Raw genomic sequence first — 24561 nt, forward strand, 5'->3', positions numbered from 1 at the left:
GATTGATTTGTATGCAAATAACACTCGGTTCATCCCCTCAGACGCGGGGAACAAATGAATTTAATCATACAAATTACACTCTTGCAATTTTTTAAAATGGGCGTTAGTCTTTTGCTCAACGTTGCTTCACGGGAGTTAAAACATGAATTTACTGACGGATGCGTGGATACCAACGCAACAAAACTCAAAGACGCAGCTTGTTACCTTGCAATCGGTGCTGTGCAGTGACGAGCCTTATGAAATAGCACTGTCGCGTGATGATATGGAACTGGCTTGCTTGCAGTTGCTGATATGTCTGACGCAGGTTTTGTTCCTGCCAGAAGACGTTAAGGCTTGGAAGCAGCGGATAAGGACACCCCTTGCTGAAGCCGAGTACGAGCAAGGTATTGAGAATTATAAAGATTGGTTTGATTTGCGCCATCCCGAAACGCCATTTATGCAGATAAGGGGTGTTAGTTCAAAAGAGACAACCCCTATCCAGAAGTTATTTGTCGGTCTACCGGAAGGTAACAATCATGCGTTTTTCAATGATGCAGGTGATATTCAGTCCATCAGTGAATCAGCGGCAACGATTGTGTTGTTTAATCAAGCAATGAATAGCCCTAGTTTTGGCGGTGGATTCAAAGGTGGTTTTCGTGGAGGAGCACCGATTACTACTCTAATGGCGGGTGATAAGTTGCGACATAGTATTTGGTTCAATGTGTTGCATAAGCAAAGTGTTCTGACGTTGATGCCTGATTATGAAGTACTTAAGCTTCAGGATAAGCCAGTTTGGGTTGAACCGATTAAGGCTAAATCAACTATCTACGCACATGAAATCGGTTTGTTGTGTGGGCTTTTCTGGCAGCCTGCCCATATTGAATTGGAGTTTGAAGACAGTGCTGGGGCGTGTGAATTTTATGGTATGCCCGTTGAAGATGGGCGGGTCGTTAGCTTCAAGAAAGAGAAGTTTGTTTATGAGATGATCGGTGACTGGATTCACCCACATTCCCCCAGAGTTGTAGACTTGAAAAGCAAAGTACAAAAATACCGATCTTTCACAACGACTGCACCGGCATGGACACAGCTCAATCATTTTGTGGTCAGTACTGATGATCAAAAGGAGGGGCATTATCCGGCAGCAGTAGTACGACAATTTCATGAAATGGTCGCATCAAATCAGTTGATTGTGGGAGGCTACCGCAATAAGCAAGCCGCTATTTTGCAACGGCGGCACGATGTTTTTCCTTTAAAGGCTGGATGGGATAAAAATGGAGCGCAAATTACTGCCTTGGTAAATAGTGCCTATGAAATCAAGAATTTGTTGCGTAACAAATTATATGGGTTTGTTAAGGCATCGGGTGCTGAAGGTGTTCATGAGCAGGCGGAGACTATATTCTATCACCAGTCAGAGTTTTTGATTCATCAAGCACTGAGAGAAGTAGATTGGGCAGATGCTGCTCAGTATATTCAATCATTAAGAAATAAATTGATTTGCTTGAGTTGGAGTATATTCGCTCAGGTTACACAACCCTACAGCCATGAGCCGAAGATGATCAAGGCATTAGCAATCGCCAAGCTAACGCTTGGGAAAGAATTTAGCAAACTCAAAGGAGAGTCAGCATGAGTGAGTTAAGCATAGATTTTGTCAGTGTGGCACAACGCTATGCTGAGTTAAGTAAGGCACAGCAAGCCGAATTAAGGCGGATACGTTCACCAGATGATTTACTTTTAGAGCCTGCATTTTACCGTTTGTTAGTGGGAGTTAAACCTGATAAACGTTGGCAGCGTATTGTTTATTTATTGCCTTGGGTTAAACATGCTGCTGGTTCAACATCGTTAGGTAAGCAACTAGCCGGTGTTGTGAATGAACAGCGTTTGTTTCAAGTTATTCGTTCTGATGAACCCAATGATCTAATACAGTTACGCCGTTTGGTTCAACAAATTGAGCCTGTAGTTGATTGGCAAGATTTTGGGAAATTCTTGTATTTTTGGGGTGATCAATCTAAGCGCCAGTTGTTAGAAAATTATTTTATAAATCTTCCATTGCCTAAAAAGAGTTGAAACTTATGAACAACAAAAATTTCATTAACTTTCATGTTCTGATTTCTCATAGTCCATCTTGTTTAAATCGTGATGATATGAATATGCAGAAGTCTGCTATTTTTGGTGGTGTGCGGCGGGTGCGCATTTCAAGCCAAAGCTTAAAACGCACTATGAGAACAAGTCCATACTATAAGACTCATCTTCCTGAAAAATCTATTAGAACACGGCAGTTGAATTTACTTGTGGAAAATCTATCAACAGAGTTGCTCAAAGATAGCGCTGATTTTGATAAATACTGGATAGAGAAGGCAGTATTTGCGTTTGTCAGTAATAATAGCACTACTACCGAAGATACGACTGAAAATGATGCAGAAGAGACTGAAGATGAACAGGATTCATCTGCATCTGATAAAAAGAAAATTGCTGTAGCACCTTGGTCTATTTCTGAGTTTAAGGTTTTTTATAAATTAGTGAAAGAAACTTTTGAAGCACCACTATCCGATAAAGAAGAGGAGTCATTAAGTAAGCTGTTAGAGAAAGAAAGAAGCAGAAAGCCAACAAAGAAGAACCCCAAGAAGTCTGATGAAGATATTAAGGATGGTTTTTTGTTAAAGAAAACAGAAAAGGTCGTAAAAGAGCAGGCAAATACTTTGTTAAAAGCCTGTGGTCAAGCCGTAGATATTGCCTTGTCGGGACGCATGGCAACCTCTGGTTTGATGACCAATATGGATGGTGCAATGGCGGTGGCACATGCCATTACAACCCACGCGGTTGATGCTGATATTGATTGGTTTACTGCGGTGGATGATTTGGTGTCTGATGCGGGTGAAGTTGGAGCGGGTCACTTGAATACCCAAGAGTTCAGTTCGGGTGTTTTCTACCGCTATGCTAGTTTGAATATTGCTCAATTGCAGAAAAATCTTGGCGGTGTTGCGCGGGAGCGTGCCTTGGAGATTGCCAAATATGTATTACACATGTTGGCGACCGTTGTGCCGAGTGCTAAAAACCAGAGTACAGCACCGTTCAATCTGGCAGATTATGTATTGGTTAGCTTCAGCGATATTCCCGTATCCCTTGCTAATGCGTTTGAAAAGCCTGTCAAAGATCAGGGTGGTTTTCTTGCTCCGTCTATCAAGTGTTTGAAAGATTACTGGCGGGGTATTCATGTTGGCTATGGCTTAGATGAAAAAGTGGCTGTATTCCAAGTGGGTGCAAAAGATGAGTCAGGCGACTTGCTGACCTTTGCTGCTTTACCTGAGCTTGAAAACTGGGTTGCCAGCAATGCCAATGGAGCAGCCGCATGAACCAATACCTTGCATTGAAGCTGCAAGGTGTCATGCAGGCGTGGGGCGGACATACCTATGAGGATTTACGCCACACCGAATTGATACCAACCCGCAGTGGGGTGTTGGGTTTATTGGCTGCTTGTTTGGGGATTGATCGTGATGACATAGAGCAGCTTGAAGCATTAGCTGCGAGTGTGAGAGTGGCTTTGCGTGCGGATACTGTGCCGCAACGTATTATGGACTTTCATACGGTTATGGATGCCCGCAAAGTCAGTGGTAAGGCAAATGAATACCCTGTTGTTTCACGACGTGAATACTTGTGCGATGCAATGTTTACCGTTTTGTTGGAGATTCAATCCAATGCAGCAATAACACGGGATCGTTTAGAACAAGCGGTGAAAAAGCCTGTTTATAGCCCGTTTTTAGGTAGGCGTTCCTGTGTTCTGTCACGTCCATTGTATGAAGATACCTTGGACGCGATTGATTTTAGAAATGCTTTTTCCATGATTGAGCCTGTTGCAGGAACGGTTTATAGCGAAACCAAGCCGCAAGAAACCTCTACGCCAATGAGAATGCGGGATGTGCCGTTGTATGCGAGAAAGCGTCAATTTGCATCCCGGCAGCTTTATATTTACCAACTGCCCGGTAAGGAGTCTGCACATGTTCCTGAGTAAAGTGTTGTTGAAACCGGGACGACTGGATAATGCTTGGGAGTGGCATCGGGCATTATGGACATTGTTTCCGGGTATTGAACGACAAGAAAATACACCGTCCCCTTTCTTGTTTCGGGTTGAGCGGATGCATTTGGTCGAGGGGGCAAGTGTGCTGATGTATTCCACTCTTGAGCCAATGCCTGAGTCAGATAAGGCTAAAGTGCTGGCAAAAAAGCGTTTTGAGCCACAATTTCATGAAGGGCAACGGTTACATTTTTTGCTAACGGCGAATGTCACTAAAACTATCCGCGATGAGGTTGATCCTGAGCGCAAAATTCGTGTGCCGTTGCTCAAAAGGGAGCAGCAACGGGCATGGTTAGGACGTAAGTTGAGCGAGAATGTATTGGTGGATGTGGATTCTGTAGGAATACAGGATCATCCCCCTGTTTATTTCCGTAAAGGGAATAAGCCCGGAAAGATTGTTATGACGACATTTGAAGGTGTTTTTCAAGTTCAGCATCCTGAATCATTGAATGTGATGTTATCCAGTGGTGTTGGTGCTGCCAAAGCCTTCGGCTGTGGTCTTATGTTAATTCGGAGGGCGTAATCATGGCTGACACCCCTTACCTCCCGCTTAAACCGCTGATGATGAAAGACCGCGTGTCGATGATCTTTCTGCAATACGGGCAGATTGATGTGAAAGATAACGCCTTTGTGCTGATTCAGGAGAATGAGGTGCGTACCCACATTCCGGTGGGGTCGATTGCGTGCATTATGCTCGAACCGGGGACGCGGGTTTCTCATGCGGCGGTGAAGCTGGCGGCGGAAGTGGGAACGTTGTTGGTGTGGGTGGGCGAGGCTGGGGTGCGGGTGTATTCGTCGGGGCAACCTGGCGGGGCGCGTTCGGATCGCTTGCTGTATCAGGCGAAGTTGGCGTTGGATGATGAGTTGCGCCTGAAAGTCGTGCGCAAAATGTACGAGATTCGTTTCGGTGAGGCGGCTCCAGCGAAGCGTAGTGTGGAGCAGTTGCGCGGGATCGAGGGGGCGCGGGTGCGCAAGACGTATGAGTTGCTGGCGAAAAAATACGGGGTGGAGTGGAAACGGCGCAATTATGATACGGATAATTGGGATTTGAGCGATGTGCCGAACCGGTGCATGAGTGCGGCGACGGCGTGTTTGTACGGGATTACCGAGGCGGCGGTGTTGGCGGCGGGGTATGCGCCTGCGATTGGGTTTATCCATTGGGGGAAACCGCTGTCGTTTGTGTATGACATTGCGGATGTGTTCAAGTTTGATACCGTCGTGCCGATTGCGTTTAAGATTGCGGCGAAGAATCCGCACAACCCGGATCGTGAGGTGCGGCTGGCGTGTCGGGATGCGTTTCGGGCGCAGAATACGCTGGCGAAGATTATCCCGATGATTGAGGAGATTTTGGCAGCAGGCGAGATTCAACCGCCGGAAATGCCGCCGGAGTCCGTGCCGCCTGCGATTCCGCCTGCTGAGTCGATTGGCGAGGCGGGGCATAGGAGTAAGTGATATGTCGATGGTGGTGGTTGTGACGGAAAATGTGCCTCCGCGTTTGCGGGGGCGGTTGGCGATTTGGTTGTTGCAGGTGCGGGCGGGGGTGTACGTCGGCGAGGTGTCGCGGCGGGTGCGGGAGATGATTTGGCAGCAATGCACCGAGCTGTGCGATGAGGGCAATATCGTGATGGCGTGGGCGACCAATACCGAGTCGGGTTTTGATTTTCAGACAGTGGGCAAAAATCGGCGACTTCCGGTGGATATGGATGGTTTGCGGCTGGTGTCTTTTTTCCCTGAGGCGGGTGAAAATGCTCTTTAACAATTGAGATTGACCGCAGGTCTTGGGATGTCGCGCTCTATGCCTGCGAATGGGAATTCGGTGTAAACTGATGGAACATAGTTATTGGGAGTGAAGTGATGGAACAGCTTAGGGTCAATACGCTACTGGACGACGATACTCTCGCCAGTTTGCATTTTCTGCGTAAGGAATTGGGTGGTTCTTCTATTGCTGATACGGTCAAGTATTCGCTTGTGGTTGCGGCTCGTTTGCTGCAAGAGAAAAAGTCTCACGAAGGTGGCAAGATGAAGGCGTTGCTAGACAGTGATTTTATCGGTAGCGGTGAAGGGGCAGAGGATTTGTCCGTCAATTACAAAGAATACTTGTATCAAGGGTTGAAGGAACATTCGCGGTTGGCTACCAGCATTTTGCGCGGATAGATGCGCTAATGGGGAAGTATGCTGATTTGTCGATGGATTTGGCTGATGCTTCTTTGGTAATTTTGGCAGAGGAATTGGGGCATGGCAGAATTCTTTCGACTGATCAGCGTGATTTTAATGCATATCGGTGGAAAAATAGCCATCCCTTCACTAATTTGCTGTTTCAGGGTGGGTGAAAAGTGAGCGTTAAAATCGGTAGAATTGAGAAGTCCATTTTTTGTTTTGTGAATCAATGAAATAGAAATGGTGTGTTCCCCGCGTCTGTGGGGATGAACCGATAACCGGAATATCAGCCGACTACGCCCTAGGGTGTTCCCCGCGTCTGTGGGGATGAACCGTTGAGGTGGCAGCATGAACAGCGTGATTGCAAGTGTTCCCCGCGTCTGTGGGGATGAACCGGCTATAGGATTGTTTTCGGGGCGCATGTAGAAGTGTTCCCCGCGTCTGTGGGGATGAACCGCCCGCGAAGATGATGCAAAGCTGTTGTCGGCAGTGTTCCCCGCGTCTGTGGGGATGAACCGACTTTTTACGTCTTAACGAAATGATCGAAAAAGTGTTCCCCGCGTCTGTGGGGATGAACCGGTGTTCTAATGGCAGCACTGCAACAGCCTGATGTGTTCCCCGCGTCTGTGGGGATGAACCGCATGAACCCGCTGGGTGCGCCTGAGTACCGCAGTGTTCCCCGCGTCTGTGGGGATGAACCGTTGGCACTACGTCCGTGCAATGTAAACAACGGGTGTTCCCCGCGTCTGTGGGGATGAACCGACGTTTGCCGCCATCCAACAACCACATCTGCGGTGTTCCCCGCGTCTGTGGGGATGAACCGGCAGTGAGAGCGATATACCGCTGAATGCTACGGTGTTCCCCGCGTCTGTGGGGATGAACCGCAACAGAGACGCAGGATGCGCCTTGCTGCGGCGTGTTCCCCGCGTCTGTGGGGATGAACCGACCTTGCTCAGCGGTATGTCGGTATTGGTGAGGTGTTCCCCGCGTCTGTGGGGATGAACCGCGCACGGATAGCGCACTATTCCGCTGATGCCGGTGTTCCCCGCGTCTGTGGGGATGAACCGGCTTCATTCCCACCACAACACTTCCCGACATTGTGTTCCCCGCGTCTGTGGGGATGAACCGCATGGTGGCTATGTCTGCCATTTTCAGCAATGGTGTTCCCCGCGTCTGTGGGGATGAACCGCATGATTCAATTCGCAGCTAGAAAGATGTGGAGTGTTCCCCGCGTCTGTGGGGATGAACCGGGGCTGTGGTGGAACGGCTTCGGCTGGATACCCGTGTTCCCCGCGTCTGTGGGGATGAACCGCACCCTATACCCCGCTGGACATTCATCATCACGTGTTCCCCGCGTCTGTGGGGATGAACCGCCACATCCATCAGGTCTAACGGGCGACGTTCGGTGTTCCCCGCGTCTGTGGGGATGAACCGCGTCTTAGTGCTTACCGAATAATTGTCACTAAGTGTTCCCCGCGTCTGTGGGGATGAACCGTCGTGGCACTGCCTGATCGTGTGGGTGTCGCCGTGTTCCCCGCGTCTGTGGGGATGAACCGAAAATTACATGGTGACAACCAGCGGTAGCCCGGTGTTCCCCGCGTCTGTGGGGATGAACCGGGTATAGCTTTGATCGGTAAAGACACCGCCAAGTGTTCCCCGCGTCTGTGGGGATGAACCGGCCAACGCCCAAACTATCGTAATGCCAACGGGGTGTTCCCCGCGTCTGTGGGGATGAACCGCACTGGTACAGCAACGCGCTGAAGCCGACCTGGTGTTCCCCGCGTCTGTGGGGATGAACCGGCAGCAGACCGCGAAAGAATGCCACTATTGCCGTGTTCCCCGCGTCTGTGGGGATGAACCGGTTCTGGTGCGTAGCGCCACATCTTAAAACCCGTGTTCCCCGCGTCTGTGGGGATGAACCGTTAAACTGGCTCGATGCAACGAGCGCTTAAAAGTGTTCCCCGCGTCTGTGGGGATGAACCGCCTTTTAGATTTCCGCTAATGAGGGTTTGGGCGTGTTCCCCGCGTCTGTGGGGATGAACCGAGAGGTTAGCTTAAGAGTGGTTGGCTTACTATGTGTTCCCCGCGTCTGTGGGGATGAACCGCCGTGTAAACCGTGTAAACGTCTGTATGGTTAGTGTTCCCCGCGTCTGTGGGGATGAACCGCCTCAGTGACACCATCCATCTCATACGGTGTTGTGTTCCCCGCGTCTGTGGGGATGAACCGTACGCCGGATGAGCGCACTTGCTCCAGAAAGGGTGTTCCCCGCGTCTGTGGGGATGAACCGTGTCCATTTACGCTCACCCGTCACAAACAAATGTGTTCCCCGCGTCTGTGGGGATGAACCGTTTATGCCATAGATGATGATGAACCTGCTGGTGTGTTCCCCGCGTCTGTGGGGATGAACCGGTTTCAGCCGTACCGGTAGGTGACAAATGAAAGTGTTCCCCGCGTCTGTGGGGATGAACCGTCAGGCAGCCGCACCGCCGACGGTCGGGAAATGTGTTCCCCGCGTCTGTGGGGATGAACCGCCGTCTACCAGACGGTCATTGGCTAGTTTGGGGTGTTCCCCGCGTCTGTGGGGATGAACCGCTGATTGGATAACGGTTGGTTTCGATGATGTGGTGTTCCCCGCGTCTGTGGGGATGAACCGCCCTTGTCAATTTCTGGGGATGTGATGAACTGGTGTTCCCCGCGTCTGTGGGGATGAACCGTCGGTGGGGAAATGCCCAACCTGTGGCGGGAAGTGTTCCCCGCGTCTGTGGGGATGAACCGCTTGGAGGCGATGGCAGTCAGGTTGTTTTCCAGTGTTCCCCGCGTCTGTGGGGATGAACCGCACTTTTGCGAAGCGAAACGCCAAAAAAACCCGTGTTCCCCGCGTCTGTGGGGATGAACCGATAATTGCCCCAATAATTAACTGCGACGCTGAGTGTTCCCCGCGTCTGTGGGGATGAACCGGCGCAGGTCGACTGGGGCATAGGTGGTGAGATGTGTTCCCCGCGTCTGTGGGGATGAACCGACACAAATGTACTCAGTCGGCAAACGCTGTATGTGTTCCCCGCGTCTGTGGGGATGAACCGGCTGATCCGATGATGAGCAAGGTGTATTTGCGGTGTTCCCCGCGTCTGTGGGGATGAACCGTTGTTGATTGCTGCCCGCGCTCAAATGAAATAGTGTTCCCCGCGTCTGTGGGGATGAACCGGTGGCGAGTTCCTGCATTGCCAGCACTATTGTGTGTTCCCCGCGTCTGTGGGGATGAACCGGCTCGTATTTCCGTCTCGATTTCGTGCATGAAGTGTTCCCCGCGTCTGTGGGGATGAACCGGCTCTTAGTCTTGCTGGAGCATACGCCTATGCGTGTTCCCCGCGTCTGTGGGGATGAACCGAAAGCTACCTCGCAACCGCCATTAACCGCACAGTGTTCCCCGCGTCTGTGGGGATGAACCGTGAAACTGCTGAGGTTGTGGGAATGACACCAAGTGTTCCCCGCGTCTGTGGGGATGAACCGTCAATTGCCTTAAATTCTTGACCGGGAGAAAAGTGTTCCCCGCGTCTGTGGGGATGAACCGCTGACATACGACAAGATGGGTCTTGTAAAAAAGTGTTCCCCGCGTCTGTGGGGATGAACCGTCAATTGCCTTAAATTCTTGACCGGGAGAAAAGTGTTCCCCGCGTCTGTGGGGATGAACCGTAATAACGCTGCCTGCCGGGGTAACGGGTTTCGTGTTCCCCGCGTCTGTGGGGATGAACCGAGTTGCACCGAAAGATTAAATCAGCCTGTGCTAGTGTTCCCCGCGTCTGTTGGGATGAGCCGTTGTCCTTACCAGATTGTTAAACCGCCAAACCACAAGGCAATAAAATCCAATTCCTTCGCACTTACGTATCCTTCTGTGATGAGCAAGTTGCAGGTATGTGAATGCCGCGCTTGACTCCCTGTTTCCCAATTTCAATCACAATAGGTGGAGAATGAAGATGAATACGAAGTTTATCGCTTTTGCTTTTACCACCGCGCTGGCGGCTTCTGGTGTTGCCTTCGCTGCGGAGCAAGAAAAAATGGACATGGGCGATCTGTCGGTTTCCGCCAAAGATCAGGATACATCCGGCGGCACGGTAACGGCTGACAAAATCATGGCAGCGGCGAATGGCTGGCTGGTCGTGCACCGTACTGATGCTGAGATGAAGCCCGGCCCCGTCATTGCGTATGCTCCCTTGAAAAAAGGTGAAAACAACGAAGTGAGCGCAATCCTGACCGAGCGAGTCGCAAAAGGCGACAAGTTGATGTTCATGCTGCACGGTGAAGAGGGTGGCATGAAAACGGGCATATTTGAATACACGCTTGGAGCCAAGGAGGATGGCCCGGTGAAAGTTGATGGCAAACTGGTCATGACCGTCATTAACGCCGAATAATCCTATTGCTTTCAGCGTTGGCGGGGCTGCTTACCCCGCCAATACTGCGGTCAAGCTTGCCATTCTTGTGCATAATGCAGCAATCCAAACCTTAACCGCTATAACATTGCCGCTATGCAAGAATTACCCACCACCGCCAGCGAACAACGCCTGCAAGATAACCAACTCCCGCAGCGTTGGCGGGGCAAATCCCAATTCACCATCGCCGCCCCCCGCTTCGGCACGGGCGTAGACTTCCTCACCACTTGGCAAGCATGGCAAGCCGACCCGCAGCGTTGCGCCCGCCTGCATTTCATTGCCATCGAACCGCACCCCCTTCAACCCGCGACCTTGCGTGAGTTATTGGCAAATTACCCGGAATTGCAACCCTTTGCCGCTGAACTCATCGCTCACTATCCCCCGCTGCTCGACGGATTCCACCGCCTGACGTTTGCCCAAGGCCACCTCACCCTTACCCTGTGCTTCATGGCTCTGCCAACCGCCCTCTCCGAACTCGTCGCCCGCGTCGATGTCTGGTATTCGCCTGAACACCTCATCCCTGCGCTGGAACCCTGGTATGCCTTGCCAGCACCTTCCCCCGTGACACACGCCAACGTCATCGGCGGCGGCATCGCAGGTTGCCAAATCGCGCACGCGCTGGCAAAACGCGGCTGGGAAGTCACCTTGTACGAACGCCACACCCGCCTTGCGATGGAAGCATCCGGCAACCGTGCGGGCGTGCTAACCCCGAAAATGACAGCAGAAGCTGGTTGGGGCGAAACCTTTTACCGCCAAGCGTTCTTGTTTGCCGTGCAGCAAATTCGCCAACTGCAAGCAGCGGGGCAGGCGATCGACTGGGCGCAATGCGGCGCGTTGCAACTGGCACACGAACCGCGTGAAGCGGCGCGTCAGCAAGCGCTTCGGGTGCGTGAGTTGCCTGCCGATTTCATCCAGATTCTCGATCAGGCAGAGGCTTCCGCCGTAGCGGGGATTCCGTTACCGAGTGGCGCGAGTTATTTCCCGCAAGCAGGTTGGCTGAATCCTGCCAGTTTGTGTGCGGCGTTGGTGGCGCACCCCAATATTGAAGTGCGCACGCTGACAGATGCGAGCGTTTTGCCGATGGATGGTGTGACGATTATTGCCAGTGGACGCGAGGCGGATCGGTTTGCCGCGAGTCAGTTTCTGCCCTTTATGCCGGTATTGGGGCAAACCAGCGCGGCGACCGCTTCGGCGTTTAGCCAGCAACTGAAGACAACGCTAGGACACGAAGGCTATTTAACCCCAGCGCTGGCGGGGCAACACATTTTCGGGGCAACGTTTGTGCGTAATAGGCGCGAACCTAGGCTGGATGCCGCCGCCGATACCGTGAATCACCAGCAATTGGCGCAATACCTGCCCGCTTTTGCCGCCTCACTTGGCACGGTGCAAACCAGCCACGCGGCGATTCGCATGACAACGCCGGATCGCTATCCGGTGGTGGGGGCGCTGCCGGATGTCGCATTTTTCCAGCAAGCCTACGCCGAATTGCGGCATGGTCGCGCAAACCAGCCGTTTCCACTGGCGCATTATCAGCCGAGTGTGTGGATAGCGGCGGGTTTTGGTTCGCGTGGGCTTACCACCAGCGGTTTGTGTGCGGAGTTGCTGGCGGCTTTGCTGACGGGGGAACCGTTGCCGATGCAGGCGACGTTGTATCGCCATTTGCATCCGGCCCGGTTTCTGATTCGTCAGCTTAAGCGCGGTTAGGGTTCGGCAGGCTGGGCGACGTGTTGCGGAGGGCGCAATTTGTCGATTTCAGTGTCGAGCGCTTGATTGCTGGCGTTGCCTTGGGTGAGGGTTTGTTGCAGGCGGGTATTTTCTTGCTCCAAGGCTTGTACTTGTTGCACCACGTGTTGCAGGGATTCGCGCATCTTGTCGTAGCGGGTGCGTTCGTCTGGGGTCAGCTTTGCCAATTCCTCCGGTGTCAGTTCGGGTGCGCTGAAGGGGGATTCGGTGGATGGCTCCGCCGCGACTGCCGGTTCGGGTGCTGGCTTGGGGGGAGCTTCCAATTCTTTGAATGGGCTGGTTAACGTCAGGGTTTGTTCTTGAGGCGCTTGCGCGGCAGGTGTCAAATAAAGCATGACTCCTCCAGCAATCAGCATAAGCGAAGCCAGTGCGCCAATGGCAGTAATCGGGTCTTTAGTAGGCATGTGTAAGTCGTGCGCCAAAAATTCATGAGCATAATTCGCTGGCACGCGATACTCAAGCCAGAAAGCGTTTTTGAGTGTACTTAATTGACATCGTTATAGGCGTCTATTACGATGCCTGCCCATTGATATTCCTTCCACAATAATGTAATTCAAAGTCCGATAGGACACATCCAGGAGATAGTTAGTCATGAAAAAAATTACCGTTAGTATTTCTGCTTTGTTCTTAGCGCTGGGCGTTCTGAGCGGCTGCGGCGAGAAAAAAGAAGAAGCGCCGAAAGCGGAAGCACCTGCTGCTGAGCAAAAGCCTGCTGAACAAGTTGCTCAACCCGCAGCGCCCGCCGCAGAACCTGCACCAGCCGCTACCCCAGCAGTAGCAGCGGCTGACCCAGCCGTGATGCCTAACCCAATGACGGCGATGACCGATGCGGCTAAAGCTGCCGGTGATGCGGTTGCACAAGCGGCTGATTCCACCACGCAAGCAGTGGGTGATGCAGCTAAAGCCGTGGGCGATACCGCTACTAAAGCGGCGGATGCTACCACGCAGGCAGTAGGCGATGCGGCTCAAGCCGTGGGCGATACTGCTGCTAAAGCGGCGGATGCGACCACTGAAGCGGCAGCAGGCGCAGTAGCAGCGGCTGGCGCGGTTGACGGCGAAAAAGTTTACAAAGGTCTGTGCTTCAGTTGCCATGACATGGGGATTGCTGGTTCACCTAAGTTGGGTGATAAAGCGGCATGGGCGCCACGTATCGCAACCGGTATGGACGCTTTGTACACCTCTTCTTTGAATGGTAAAGGTGCGATGCCAGCAAAAGGCGGCAACCCAGCACTGGCTGATGCAGAAGTGAAAGCAGCCGTTGATTGGATGGTTGCCCAAGCAAAGTAAGCGCTTATTTGCTTTGCCATAAAAAAAGCCCCATTACGGGGCTTTTTTTATGGGTGGCGTGATGCCTAAATGAGGTGATATGCCGTCATTAGATTGATCATTGCCACTGAGATTAGTATCAAGATAAATTTATATTCAATATCCATAACGATACCTCCGATTGTTTTTATTGATTAATTTCCCTGTGCCCGTGCAGTGATAGGTGAATCACTTCTCTCCATTAGTGCGGAATAGTTTAGCACCAGCTTAATTAATAAACGCTTAATAATTGCCTGTTTTGTGGTCAAGGTAGGTGTATCTTCTCCTCTCTTTTTCACCGTTGATCAGCTAAATCGGTGCGATCTTACGGAACTGCATGACACTTGCTGTATCAAGCCGTATAATCGTGAGTCCAGCAACTTTTGCAGGATTCCGGGGGCGACTTGGCTTCGACGTGGATCACAAAGTCTGGGGAGCATGTAGTGGGTGTGGTGACCACTTAAATCCTAGTCACAAACAATAGTCGCAAACGACGACTCTTACGCTCTCGCCGCTTAATAACCGGTAGTTAGCTGTCTGATCGCTACTGTGCTTATGCAGTACGAATATTCAGGCATCATCCAATCATAAGATCGTGCGGGAGGCTCGCCCAAGGCCAAACCACTAAACAGTATTGGGACAGCCTGTGAGCAGCCTGTCAGTTGGCGGCAATCGGGTTAAATAAACGACTGACTAAACATGTAGTAGCCTTCAGATGGAGGGTTTGCGGACGCGGGTTCAATTCCCGCCGCCTCCACCAATTTACTGTTTCATGCAGTCTCATGAAGTATTAAAACCCCTTACAGGCGGCAATCTGTAAGGGGTTTTTTGTTGCATGGCGTCTTATCCAGTGTCATGACATCGCACACTTTTGGGGGTATCTTGGGGGGTATCTTCCAAACTCAGAAAAGCGATACCCCTTTTATGAAACGCAGCTTGAACGACACCGCAGTTAAGAACGCCAAGCCCAAAGACAAAGAATACAAATTGAGCGACGGGGGAGGGTTGTACTTACTGGTTAAGCCCAACGGGTCTAAGTTGTGGCGTTACAAGTACAAGCTACCAAAAGAGAAACTTCTAGCCATTGGCAGTTATCCAGAAATCAGCCTGAAGGATGCACGGTTACTGCACGAAGAGGCGCGGGCATTGTGGGCGCGTGGTGTTGACCCATCACAACACAAGCAAGCCACCAAGGGCGCAAAGCTGGCAGAAGCGGCTAATACCTTTCAGGCAATCGCGACAGAATGGCTTGTTAAGTTCACCGCAGATCAAGCACCAGAACACACCGACCGGCAGAAACGGCGGCTAGAACGTCACGTTTTCCCGTGGATAGGCGGGCGCATCATTGGGGAAATTGAACCACCGGATATTTTAGCCGTGCTAAGGCGTATCGAAGCCGCTGGAACGCTGGAAACTGCCCACAGGGTGAAAACCATCATAGGGCAGGTGTTCCGCTATGCCGTGGCAACAGGTCGGGCGGTACGTGACCAAACCGCAGACCTGAAAGGCGCACTGCCACCCGCAAAAGGCAACCACTTTGCAGCGATCACAGACCCGAAGGAAATAGGGGCATTGTTGCGGGCTATGGCTGGCTACCGTGGGGCTATTGAAACCCGTATAGCTTTGCAATTGTCGGCTTACCTGTTCACCCGACCGGGCGAACTCAGACAAATGGAATGGGCAGAGATAGAAGGGGATGTTTGGACAATCCCAGCGGAAAAGATGAAGGCAGGGCGTGTGCATGTAGTGCCATTGTGCAAACAGGCATTAGCTTTGCTGGAAGAAATGCGACCGCTAACAGGTAAACGGCGCTATGTGTTCCCGTCCCGCACGGATACCAAAAAACCCATGAGCGCTAATACAGTGAGGTCGGCACTGGTACGGCTAGGCTATGAAAGCGACACCATGACCGCGCACGGATTTAGGGCGCTTGCCAGTACCCGGTTGTATGAGATGGGCTTTCACTCAGAACTCATTGAACGGCAGTTAGCCCACACGGTAGGGAATGAGGTTCGCAGGGCTTACGACCGATCACAGCACCTAGACCAGCGTACCGCCATGATGCAGCAATGGGCTGATTATCTGGACAGTTTGCGAGATGGGGCGCAAGTCATACCGATACGACGGGCAACCAGTTAGCCAAGCTACTGCACACCACCACAGAGAGCCGCACACGTTGCGGTTTTTTTATGTCTGTATTTCATAGGTTTAGCTGAAATCGGAAGGGCAGGCATACAAAAAATATTTTTTTTCTGTTGGAAAGAATGAAATCAGGGTGTAACAGGTGTAACAGAAAGAAAAAGAATGTAAATACACATTTATTTTCTTTTATTTTCATGTATTTATAGTGCTGAACCTCTGTTACACCTTGTGGCGTTTTTAGGTGTAACAAGGTGTAGCAAGGTGTAACAGAATGAAGGGCGGGCAGGGCAGCACCTAGCAGCGGCTAACCTTTGCGCCTATGCACCCACCCCAAAGCGTTGGTATACTTGCCAACATGGAAAAAGCAGTGTTGATTTACAAGCGGCGGCGTGAATTTGCGGACGGCGCAATTATTGAGGGCGTGGCGTGGTCATTGCCCCAAGCCGTTATGGGTTCTAGCCACCTGTACAAATACCGCTTGTTTTATGGTTATCCGGGGCAACGTGTTATCGGTTACGACAACGAACGCGGCAAGGGCGACCATAAGCACTATTACGACACCGAAACGCCTTACACCTTCACCACACCGGAACAGGTATGGCGGGATTTTGTAACTGACATCCTCACAGAGAGGGGCAAGCCATGAGATACGCAATTATTCGCATTGAACCCAACCTAGAAGCCGATTTGCTGGAAATGGGCGCGGCTTTCGTGGATGCACTGGAAATCGGCAGTTATCAGGGTGAGGTATTCACCTTTGAAACGCCTATGGGATTGTTTCAGGCGATTACCCCCAAGCGTTGGGAACTGTTGGACAGGCTGCAAGGCAAAGCGGCGGTGAGTATCCGCGAACTTGCTAAGCAATTGGGGCGGGATGTGAAGAACGTCCATACGGATGTAAGCAAGCTTTTGGAAATTGGCTTGCTGGAGCGTGACGAAGTAGGGCGGGTATTTTCCCCCTTTACGGAAATCAGGACAGAATTCACCTTGAAGGGTGAGAGCAAAGCGGCGGCATGAAGAAGTTATTGCTTAATTTCCCTCTGGCGTCCTCAAATATCCCGCTTGCCCTGCCAAACGTAGATTACACGTCCTGAAATCACTAACTTCGCCGTTTTCATCCACACAGTGGCAAAATTAGGATTGTCGTAGCTCACACAAACATGTTCGCCATCTGGTTCGAACTGAATGCGGGCAATGCTCAATGCTTCACCTTTGTTCTGGATGCCATATAGCCCGTTGATGTGTGTTTTTGCATCGCTATCAATGACTACTAGATCACCACGTCGGATAGATGGCTGCATCTCGCTGGATTCCATTCGGTAGATCGTATAATTACCTTGCGAAGGACTCATCCCAAACAGCTCAGTGAGCCAATCATCTCGACAGATAAGGTTTTCATGCTGAGGTCTGTCACCTTCGTTCATATCCTTGTAATCACCCTGTTTAAAAATGGGTATGATTATTTGACCAGACGAGATGTTTATTGAGTTTGGGTGTGAATATTCGCCATGTTGTAACCATTGTGGATCACATGTTAGGTACTTTGCCGCCGAAAATAGGTAGTTATTTGGCACTTTGTCACGTCGTGTCCAGCCATAAATGTGTTGTCTCTCAATGTCTAGCTCTCTGGCGAGATCAGACATATTACGTCCCATTTCTTTTAGTCTTGATTGTAAGCGTTTTTTGAGTGTTTCCATTTTATTTGATGCCTATATATTTTTAATTGATTTGGCGAGTAAATGTATATCATCATTTGGCAGTTTGGCTAGGAATTTAAACACTCATGTTGATTTTTGACGCAACTGACTTTTTATCCATTCGATCATCCGCGTTTCCAACCAATAGTCAGCCCGCCAAGGCACATTGCCCGCCACAAAACCCACATGTCCGCCGTGCGTCGTCAATTCCAGCGTAACGCTATCACTCAACATGGCTTCCGTCGGTGCAGTGGTCGGGTACATAAACGGATCATCTTGCGAATGAATAATCAGCGTTGGGGTTTCAATGCGTTGCAGAAATTGCCGTGAACTGCTGCGGCTGTAATAATCTTCTGCCCCAGCAAAGCCATTCAACGGCGCGGTGATTTGGTCATCGAAAGCAAACAGCGTCTTGAGCGCATCCAAATTGACCGCTAACGGGCTGTTCATCTGGCTGAATTTGCGGCGATAGGAAGCCTTGAGTTTGTTGACCAGATAGCGCCCGTAAACGACCGAGAAACCCCGTTCCAGCTTGCGAGCGCATTCCTGTAGTTGGAACGGTACGGAAACCGCGATCGCCGCTTGCAAACCAGCGTTTGCGCCCGTTTCGCCAAGGTATTTCAAAATCAAGTTGCCACCCAGTGAAAAGCCGATGGCAGCATCAGGCATTCGTTGGGTTTGCTGCAAATGTGCCAGCATTTCCGCAATATCAGCCGTGCGCCCGGAATGGTAACTTTCCGGTAAGCGATTGTGTTCGTCGCTACAACCGCGCAAATGCATGAAGACACTCGCAAAACCTGCTTGTTGCAACGCCTGCATCAGCGTTTGTGCGTAGTGCGATTGCAACGAACCTTCCAGCCCATGAATCACCAACACCAGCGGCGAATTGGGGCGCGGATACCAAGCAAGGTCGATGAAATCGCCGTCACTGAGTTCCACCCGTTCGGCTTGCAGGGGCAGTTGCACGCGACGGCGTAAGAATACTGGCCACAGTGTTTGCAGATGGGGTGAGCGTAACCACCATGCGGGGCGGAATTGAGAGAGGATTAACTGAGCCATGCGTAAAACCTGATATTGTACGGATTATTTGTGTACGTTAAACTGCATGAGATAAACTTTGTTACTCAGCAGGAAATGTCAATGATGACCGTTGCAGCCAACCGTATCGACATGCGCGTGAATGAGCAAGTCAAACAATTAGCCGAACGTGCAGCCAGCGCACTGGGTTGCACCGTAACCGAATACCTTGTGCGTTTGATTCAGCAGGATGCTCCCAAAGTATTACGTGGTGAAACCGAAGTCATGCTAAGTAATGCTCAATTTGAGCGCTTCAGTTTATTGTGTAAGCAAACCAGCCCACCTAGCCGTCGCATTTTGGATACGGCTAAACGCCTTGATACCGAAGGTTTTTAAGCGTGGCATTTTTACAAACGCTGGAACGGCTGAATAAAAGCAAACACGACACCAAAGCATTGGATTGTGGCAAGCCCGCGATGAATCAGTTTCTGAGCCGTTTTGCCGCCAAACATGCCGATCTTGGGTTAAGCAGTACATGGGTATTGCTAGAAGATGTGCAGGCACAAAAGTTGCCGGTGGCGGCTTACTATACCTTGGCAGCAGCGACGTTGCATAAAGCCAGTTTGCCGACTACGCAGTCGTTACCGGCTTATCCCATTCCGGTGGTGTTATTGGCGCGGTTAGCGATTGATCGTAAGCACCAAGGTCAAGGTTTGGGTGAGAAAATCCTCATCAGTGCCTTGCGCCATAGCGTCAAGTTGACAGAACAAGGGTTGCCCGCTTTTGGGCTGTTACTGGATGTGTTGGATACGGAAGCGTTGGCTTTTTACCAGCGGTTTGATTTTTTCGAGCCATTAACCGACGATCCGATGCGCTTGTTTGTGGGGATGGAGCGGTTACGCCAAGTGTGATTTTTCCCCTTCATAAATGCTATCCTTTGCCCATCATAAGCAAATTACCCATCCGGCGAGCCAATGCAGCAAATATTTATCAGTTACGCCCAAGACGAATCCCACGGTCAACGCTTAGCAAAGGAGGTACAGCAGCAGTTGCATGAGCAAGGCTTTCGTGTGTTTCGTGATGAAACAGGTGTCATTGCAGGGATGCAATGGGTCAAAGAAATTGAGAGCCAGTTGAAAGCCAGCCAGCTTGTGGTCTTGGTGGTGTCCAGTAAGGTGCAACATTCCGAGTGGGTGTTCGCCGAATTCCAGATGGCAAGGAATATGGGAATTCCGGTTGTGCCTGTGCTGGCGGAGGTGTTGCCTGATATGCCGTTGTGGTTAATTCCCCTGCGACACTTGAATTTTTCGAGCCAACCCGATTGGCAACGGCTGATGCACACGATTGGTACATACATCCCGTTACCCACAAAATCTCAACCACGTCAACCGCATCCCTCGGTTTCGCCACTACCGTCCCCTCAACAGCAGACCCAACCCTCTTGGGCAAAAGCGATGGGTGAGGATGGGTATGGACGATATGATGATGTGGATGGGATCACCGTTATCAGAAAGGGAGCGAGGGATGTATATGGGGGATATGACGATGTGGATGGGATCACCGTTATCAGAAAGGGAGCGAGGCGATGATGAAATCCAACATGAAGTAACGTTATTAGTGATTATCAAGTTCGATATGGCAAATGGTTCGCAGGGACTGTTCCGGTCAAATCACTTCCGGCGAATTCGTGGGGTTTGTACGAAATGCATGGTAACGTGTGGGAATGGTGTCAGGATTGGTACGATTCTTATCCGGCGGCGGTAAATCCTCCCCCAACCCCTCCTTTTGCAAAGGCGTAGAGCAAGAAGGTTGGCATGTCCAGCCTCCCCCTTTGAAAAAGGGGGATTGAGGGGGATTTCTTTCCCCTATATCATCCCCCCTTTATATTCCCCACCGGAAGCACGCATGAGCCAATATTGGAGCAAGCTGGTACACGACCTCGACCCGTATACACCGGGCGAACAGCCGAAAGACCAGCGTTACATCAAGCTGAATACCAACGAATGCCCGTACCCGCCCTCGCCGAATGCGCTCGCGGCAATTCACGCGGCGGCGGATGAGCGCTTGCGGCTGTACCCCGACCCGAATGCGGACGAGCTGAAGGATGCGATTGCCGACTATTACAATGTGCAACGCGCCAATATTTTCGTCGGGAATGGTTCGGATGAGGTATTAGCGCACGTTTTCCAAGGCTTGCTCAAGCACGACGCGCCCTTGCTATACCCCGACATTAGCTACAGTTTTTACCCCGTTTACGCCAATCTTTACCAGATTAATGCGCAACAAATCCCGTTGCGTGAGGATTTTCGGGTGTGCTTGGGTGATTATGCGGTGGATAACGGTGGAATTATTTTCCCCAATCCGAATGCGCCCACTAGTATGGCCTTGGGTTTGGATGCTATTGAAGCACTATTGGAAACGCACGATAAATCCGTGGTGGTCGTCGATGAAGCCTACGTTGATTTCGGGGCGCAAACCGCGATTCCGCTGATCGACAAGTACCCAAATTTGTTGGTGGTACAAACCTTTTCCAAGTCGCGTTCGCTGGCGGGTTTGCGGGTGGGCTTTGCGGTGGGGCATCCTGATTTGATCAATGCGCTGGAACGGGTGAAAAATTCCTTCAACTCTTACCCCTTGGGGCGCATGGCGATTGCGGGCGCAGCAGCAGCGATGCGCGACAAAGCGTATTTCGAGGATACTTGCCAGAAAATCATCACTACTCGTGAGATGACGGTGCAAAGCCTTACCGAGATGGGTTTCAGTGTGTTGCCGTCAGCGGCGAATTTCGTGTTTGCACGTCCACCTGCGGGTAATGCGGAAAGTCTGTATTTGGCACTGAAGCAGCGGGGCGTGTTGGTGCGTTACTTCAATAAGCCGCGCATTAACGAGTATTTGCGGATTACCATCGGTACGGATGAGGAAATGGCAACCTTCCTGAGCGTATTGGCTGCGCTATGAATCTCTACACACTCGAAACCCACATTAATAGCTTGCTGAATGTTGGCAAGTTCCGCGATTACGCGCCGAATGGTTTGCAAGTCGAGGGCAGGGCGGAAGTGAAGCGCATTGTTACGGGCGTAACTGCTTCGCAAGCGTTGCTGGATGCGGCGGTAGAATACGGTGCTGACGCGATTTTGGTACATCACGGTTATTTCTGGAAGGGTGAATCGCAGGTGATTCGCGGCATGAAAAAACGCCGGATTGCGACGTTGCTTCAGCATGACATCAGTTTGTTGGGTTATCACTTGCCTTTGGACGCGCATCCGACGTTAGGCAATAACGCACAACTGGCGGCACGGCTGGGCATTCACACCGAAGGCGTAATGGATGAACGTGAACTGCAAGGCGTGGGCAATGTCGGTTCGCTGGCTGAAGCCGTGAGTTTGGATGCATTCGGGCAACACGTTGCGGCAGTATTAGGACGTGAACCTTTGCTGATTGCAGGCGGTGAGCATCCCATCCAACGCATTGCTTGGTGTACGGGCGGCGCACAAGGTTACATCCAGCAAGCGTTTGAGCTGGGGGCGGATGCGTATTTGAGCGGTGAAATTTCCGAACACACGGTGCATTTTGCGCGGGAAAACGGCATTCATTATCTGGCAGCAGGGCATCACGCGACCGAGCGTTACGGCATTCAGGCGCTAGGAAACCATTTGGCAGTCCAATTTGGGTTGGAACATTATTTTCTGGACATCAATAACCCGGCATAAGTCAGGTTATTTTGTTTGTTTTTATGCTACTATTGCCGCGCCTTACTGATGGGGTAGCCGTAAATGATCTAAATCAAAACGTTTGCGTTTTACCCGTTAAGACACGGATTTATGCTTGATTTTACGTGTGAGTTCGGACATTCTACGTAGTCTTTCAGTATATGCTAATATAGCTATACTTAAGTTAATGGCTCAGATATTTAGTGCGGTTGCAAGCACCATCACAGTGTTTTGCAGCGGTACAGCAGATTACATTTTGAACATTTGGGAGAGTGCTAACGATGGCAAATTCTGGAGTAGATAAAGGTCGCCGCCGCGTCCTGATTGCCGCCACATCCGTGGTTGGGGCAGCAGGTGTGGCAGCGATTGCGGCTCCGTTCCTTAATTCTTGGAATCCTAGTGCACGGGCGCTTGCCGCTGGTGCGCCGGTGGAGATTTCTGTGACTAAGGCCGAGCCAGGACAACAGATTCGTGTAATTTGGCGTGGTAAACCCGTTTGGTTGGTGAACCGCACCCCGGAAATGCTGGCTGCCTTGGAAGGCTTGGCAGAAGCATTGAAAGACCCGAATTCTGAGAATGTGAAGCAGCAGCCGGAATATGCCAAAAACTTGGCACGTACCCGTGAAGGTAAAGAGCAGTTTCTGGTATTGGTTGGTATTTGCACCCACTTGGGTTGCTCACCGACTTACCGCCCTGAAGTAGCTCCGGCGGATTTGGGCGCGGACTGGAAAGGTGGTTGGTATTGCCCATGCCACGGTTCGCGTTTTGACTTAGCCGGTCGGGTTTACAAGAATGTTCCAGCCGGATCAAACCTTGAAGTTCCCCCTTACTACTTCAAAAATGATAACACTATCGTCGTTGGTGAAAACGGAGGCACTGCATAATGGCTGAACGTCCTGCACACAATTACACGGGTTTCTTAGGGTGGGTCGAAGACCGCTTCCCGATGATGGAAACTTGGCAAGCGCATTTGGCTGGTTACTATGCGCCGAAAAACTTCAATTTCTGGTATTTCTTCGGTTCACTGGCGATGCTGGTGCTGGTTATCCAGATTGTTTCTGGCCTATTTTTGGCACTGCACTATAAACCGGATGTTAGTCTGGCATTTGCTTCCGTTGAATACATTATGCGGGATGTGCCGGGTGGCTGGTTTATCCGCTACATGCATTCCACAGGCGCGTCAGCGTTCTTTATCGTGGTGTATTTGCACATGTTCCGCGCCCTGATTTACGGGTCTTACAAAGGTAAGCGTGAACTGATCTGGTTGATCGGTATGGCGATTTATCTGGTATTGATGGCAACCGCGTTCATGGGTTACTTGCTGCCTTGGGGACAAATGTCTTACTGGGGTGCGCAGGTTATCATTAACTTGTTTAACACCATTCCGTACATTGGTGAAGGCTTGTCTACGTGGATTCGCGGTGACTTCGTACTCGGTGATGCAACCTTGAACCGCTTCTTTGCGCTGCATTTCTTCCTGCCTTCGTTGGTATTGCCTGCCTTGGTTTTTGTACACATTGTGGCATTGCACGCGGTCGGTTCTAACAACCCGGATGGCGTTGAAATCAAGAAAGGCCCTAAGGGTAACAAGTGGAGCGATACAGCTCCTGCTGATGGTATTCCGTTCCACCCTTATTACACCGTGAAAGACATCGTGGGTGTTGTGGTATTCCTGATCGGTTTCTTTGCGATTCTGTTCTTTGCGCCAGAAGGCGGCGGTTACTTCATTGAAGCCCCGAACTTCGAGCCAGCAAATGCCTTGAAAACACCGCTGCATATTGCGCCGGTTTGGTACTTCACACCGTTTTACACCATCTTGCGGGCTATTCCTGATCCGTTTTTAGGAACTTTGGCCATGTTTGGTGCGATTGCAGTACTGTTTCTTATACCGTGGATTGACCGTAACCCGGTTAAATCTTGGCGCTACCGTACCAGCGCTCACAAGATCAACTTGCTCTTGTTTGCGGTGGTATTCATGATCTTGGGTTGGATGGGTGTTGAAGCCGTTACGCCCGCGTTCAAAGAACTGGGTACGCGCATGACGCAAATCTACTTCATCTTCTTTGTGGTTCTGTGGATTCACAGCACGCCAGCGAAAGCGAAGTATGTGATGTGGTTTGGAATTTTGCTGGCGGCAATCGTGGCGTATGACATTATGTTCCGCTACATCCCCGGTGATGCAGAAGCTACCAACCAAATGCTGGTGCAGTTCATTTGGCCCGTAGCGTACTTGGCGCTGACGCTGTTGTTGCCTGCTTTCAAAGCAAGCTGCAACGAAGAAAAGCCCGTTCCAGACCGTGTGACAGGTTGAGGTGTA

General features: G+C 51.0%; 26 protein-coding genes, 1 other RNA gene and 1 CRISPR repeat array. Of the genes, 24 read left to right on the forward strand and 3 right to left on the reverse strand.

Going from position 1 to position 24561, the window contains the following annotated elements; genetic code table 11:
- The first annotated feature begins 142 nt into the window (after positions 1–142).
- The 11 genes from casA (at position 143) to mnmC1 (ending at position 12334) form a co-directional block, all read left to right on the forward strand.
- Positions 143–1606, forward strand: a complete 1464-nt coding sequence (gene casA, locus HMY34_RS15660) for a type I-E CRISPR-associated protein Cse1/CasA (protein ID WP_202716378.1) — start codon at positions 143–145, stop codon at positions 1604–1606.
- Entirely contained in the window at positions 1603–2043 is a 441-nt protein-coding gene (gene casB, locus HMY34_RS15665) for a type I-E CRISPR-associated protein Cse2/CasB (protein WP_202716379.1), read from the forward strand. Before casA ends, casB begins: the two co-directional genes overlap by 4 nt.
- 5 nt (positions 2044–2048) lie before the next feature.
- Positions 2049–3329 carry a type I-E CRISPR-associated protein Cas7/Cse4/CasC gene (gene cas7e / locus HMY34_RS15670; protein ID WP_202716380.1) on the forward strand — a complete coding sequence of 427 codons (1281 nt, stop codon included), beginning with the start codon at positions 2049–2051 and terminating at the stop codon, positions 3327–3329.
- A complete protein-coding gene (cas5e, locus tag HMY34_RS15675) occupies positions 3326–3985 on the forward strand; it encodes a type I-E CRISPR-associated protein Cas5/CasD (RefSeq protein WP_202716381.1) in 660 nt (219 codons plus the stop codon). Before cas7e ends, cas5e begins: the two co-directional genes overlap by 4 nt.
- Complete coding sequence (gene cas6e, locus HMY34_RS15680) at positions 3972–4571, forward strand: type I-E CRISPR-associated protein Cas6/Cse3/CasE (protein ID WP_202716382.1); 600 nt, start codon at positions 3972–3974, stop codon at positions 4569–4571. Before cas5e ends, cas6e begins: the two co-directional genes overlap by 14 nt.
- 2 nt (positions 4572–4573) lie before the next feature.
- Positions 4574–5500: a type I-E CRISPR-associated endonuclease Cas1e gene (gene cas1e, locus HMY34_RS15685; protein ID WP_202716383.1), complete on the forward strand. Its 927-nt coding sequence runs from the start codon at positions 4574–4576 to the stop codon at positions 5498–5500.
- A 1-nt stretch (position 5501) separates the two neighbouring features.
- Positions 5502–5804, forward strand: a complete 303-nt coding sequence (gene cas2e / locus HMY34_RS15690) for a type I-E CRISPR-associated endoribonuclease Cas2e (protein WP_202716384.1) — start codon at positions 5502–5504, stop codon at positions 5802–5804.
- Positions 5805–5902: 98 nt separating this feature from the next.
- Entirely contained in the window at positions 5903–6202 is a 300-nt protein-coding gene (locus tag HMY34_RS15695) for a hypothetical protein (protein ID WP_202716385.1), read from the forward strand.
- An 8-nt stretch (positions 6203–6210) separates the two neighbouring features.
- Entirely contained in the window at positions 6211–6378 is a 168-nt protein-coding gene (locus tag HMY34_RS15700) for a PIN domain-containing protein (protein WP_202716386.1), read from the forward strand.
- Between the two features lie 72 nt (positions 6379–6450).
- Positions 6451–10019: a CRISPR direct-repeat array (repeat unit 29 nt; unit sequence GTGTTCCCCGCGTCTGTGGGGATGAACCG).
- Positions 10020–10177: 158 nt separating this feature from the next.
- Positions 10178–10612 carry a DUF7282 domain-containing protein gene (locus tag HMY34_RS15705; protein WP_202716387.1) on the forward strand — a complete coding sequence of 145 codons (435 nt, stop codon included), beginning with the start codon at positions 10178–10180 and terminating at the stop codon, positions 10610–10612.
- Between the two features lie 114 nt (positions 10613–10726).
- Positions 10727–12334: an FAD-dependent 5-carboxymethylaminomethyl-2-thiouridine(34) oxidoreductase MnmC1 gene (mnmC1, locus tag HMY34_RS15710; RefSeq protein ID WP_202716388.1), complete on the forward strand. Its 1608-nt coding sequence runs from the start codon at positions 10727–10729 to the stop codon at positions 12332–12334.
- On the opposite strand, the gene HMY34_RS15715 is transcribed toward mnmC1, so the two are convergent.
- Positions 12331–12777, reverse strand: a complete 447-nt coding sequence (locus tag HMY34_RS15715) for a hypothetical protein (RefSeq protein WP_202716389.1) — start codon at positions 12775–12777, stop codon at positions 12331–12333. The two genes, mnmC1 and HMY34_RS15715, sit on opposite strands and share 4 nt — an antisense overlap.
- A gap of 187 nt (positions 12778–12964) precedes the next feature.
- Between HMY34_RS15715 and HMY34_RS15720 the strand changes: the two genes are divergently transcribed.
- The 5 genes from HMY34_RS15720 (at position 12965) to HMY34_RS15740 (ending at position 16837) form a co-directional block, all read left to right on the forward strand.
- Positions 12965–13660, forward strand: coding sequence for a c-type cytochrome (locus HMY34_RS15720; RefSeq protein WP_202716390.1), 696 nt, complete (start codon positions 12965–12967; stop codon positions 13658–13660).
- 413 nt (positions 13661–14073) lie between these two features.
- Positions 14074–14438: a transfer-messenger RNA gene (gene ssrA / locus HMY34_RS15725) on the forward strand.
- Between the two features lie 164 nt (positions 14439–14602).
- Positions 14603–15817 (forward strand): tyrosine-type recombinase/integrase, encoded by a 1215-nt coding sequence (locus HMY34_RS15730; RefSeq protein WP_202716391.1) that lies wholly within the window; start codon positions 14603–14605, stop codon positions 15815–15817.
- Positions 15818–16175: 358 nt separating this feature from the next.
- Positions 16176–16466: a toxin-antitoxin system TumE family protein gene (locus tag HMY34_RS15735; protein WP_202716392.1), complete on the forward strand. Its 291-nt coding sequence runs from the start codon at positions 16176–16178 to the stop codon at positions 16464–16466.
- Positions 16463–16837 carry an HVO_A0114 family putative DNA-binding protein gene (locus tag HMY34_RS15740; RefSeq protein WP_202716393.1) on the forward strand — a complete coding sequence of 125 codons (375 nt, stop codon included), beginning with the start codon at positions 16463–16465 and terminating at the stop codon, positions 16835–16837. The genes HMY34_RS15735 and HMY34_RS15740 overlap by 4 nt, the downstream gene beginning before the upstream one ends.
- A 32-nt stretch (positions 16838–16869) precedes the next feature.
- Here the strand turns inward: HMY34_RS15740 and HMY34_RS15745 are convergent, their stop codons facing one another.
- Together HMY34_RS15745 and HMY34_RS15750 are read right to left on the reverse strand one after the other, a co-directional pair.
- Complete coding sequence (locus HMY34_RS15745; protein WP_202716394.1) at positions 16870–17517, reverse strand: S24 family peptidase; 648 nt, start codon at positions 17515–17517, stop codon at positions 16870–16872.
- 84 nt (positions 17518–17601) lie between these two features.
- Entirely contained in the window at positions 17602–18576 is a 975-nt protein-coding gene (locus HMY34_RS15750) for a hydrolase (RefSeq protein ID WP_202716395.1), read from the reverse strand.
- A gap of 81 nt (positions 18577–18657) precedes the next feature.
- Here HMY34_RS15750 and HMY34_RS15755 point away from each other — a divergent pair, with 81 nt between their 5' ends.
- From HMY34_RS15755 to HMY34_RS15790, 8 genes are all read left to right on the forward strand, one after another.
- Positions 18658–18930, forward strand: a complete 273-nt coding sequence (locus HMY34_RS15755) for a type II toxin-antitoxin system TacA family antitoxin (RefSeq protein WP_228287887.1) — start codon at positions 18658–18660, stop codon at positions 18928–18930.
- Positions 18931–18932: 2 nt separating this feature from the next.
- Complete coding sequence (locus HMY34_RS15760; RefSeq protein WP_228287888.1) at positions 18933–19445, forward strand: GNAT family N-acetyltransferase; 513 nt, start codon at positions 18933–18935, stop codon at positions 19443–19445.
- Positions 19446–19508: 63 nt separating this feature from the next.
- Positions 19509–20123, forward strand: a complete 615-nt coding sequence (locus HMY34_RS15765) for a toll/interleukin-1 receptor domain-containing protein (RefSeq protein WP_202716396.1) — start codon at positions 19509–19511, stop codon at positions 20121–20123.
- A gap of 24 nt (positions 20124–20147) precedes the next feature.
- Positions 20148–20333 carry a formylglycine-generating enzyme family protein gene (locus HMY34_RS15770; RefSeq protein WP_202719222.1) on the forward strand — a complete coding sequence of 62 codons (186 nt, stop codon included), beginning with the start codon at positions 20148–20150 and terminating at the stop codon, positions 20331–20333.
- A gap of 106 nt (positions 20334–20439) precedes the next feature.
- A complete protein-coding gene (gene hisC, locus HMY34_RS15775; protein WP_202716397.1) occupies positions 20440–21492 on the forward strand; it encodes a histidinol-phosphate transaminase in 1053 nt (350 codons plus the stop codon).
- Positions 21489–22244, forward strand: coding sequence for a Nif3-like dinuclear metal center hexameric protein (locus tag HMY34_RS15780; protein ID WP_202716398.1), 756 nt, complete (start codon positions 21489–21491; stop codon positions 22242–22244). The genes hisC and HMY34_RS15780 overlap by 4 nt, the downstream gene beginning before the upstream one ends.
- A gap of 281 nt (positions 22245–22525) precedes the next feature.
- Positions 22526–23128 (forward strand): ubiquinol-cytochrome c reductase iron-sulfur subunit, encoded by a 603-nt coding sequence (petA, locus tag HMY34_RS15785; protein ID WP_202716399.1) that lies wholly within the window; start codon positions 22526–22528, stop codon positions 23126–23128.
- Positions 23128–24555, forward strand: a complete 1428-nt coding sequence (locus HMY34_RS15790; RefSeq protein ID WP_202716400.1) for a cytochrome b — start codon at positions 23128–23130, stop codon at positions 24553–24555. Before petA ends, HMY34_RS15790 begins: the two co-directional genes overlap by 1 nt.
- Positions 24556–24561 lie beyond the last annotated feature (6 nt).

The organism is Thiothrix subterranea, assembly GCF_016772315.1.
Classification (GTDB): Bacteria; Pseudomonadota; Gammaproteobacteria; order Thiotrichales; family Thiotrichaceae; genus Thiothrix; species Thiothrix subterranea.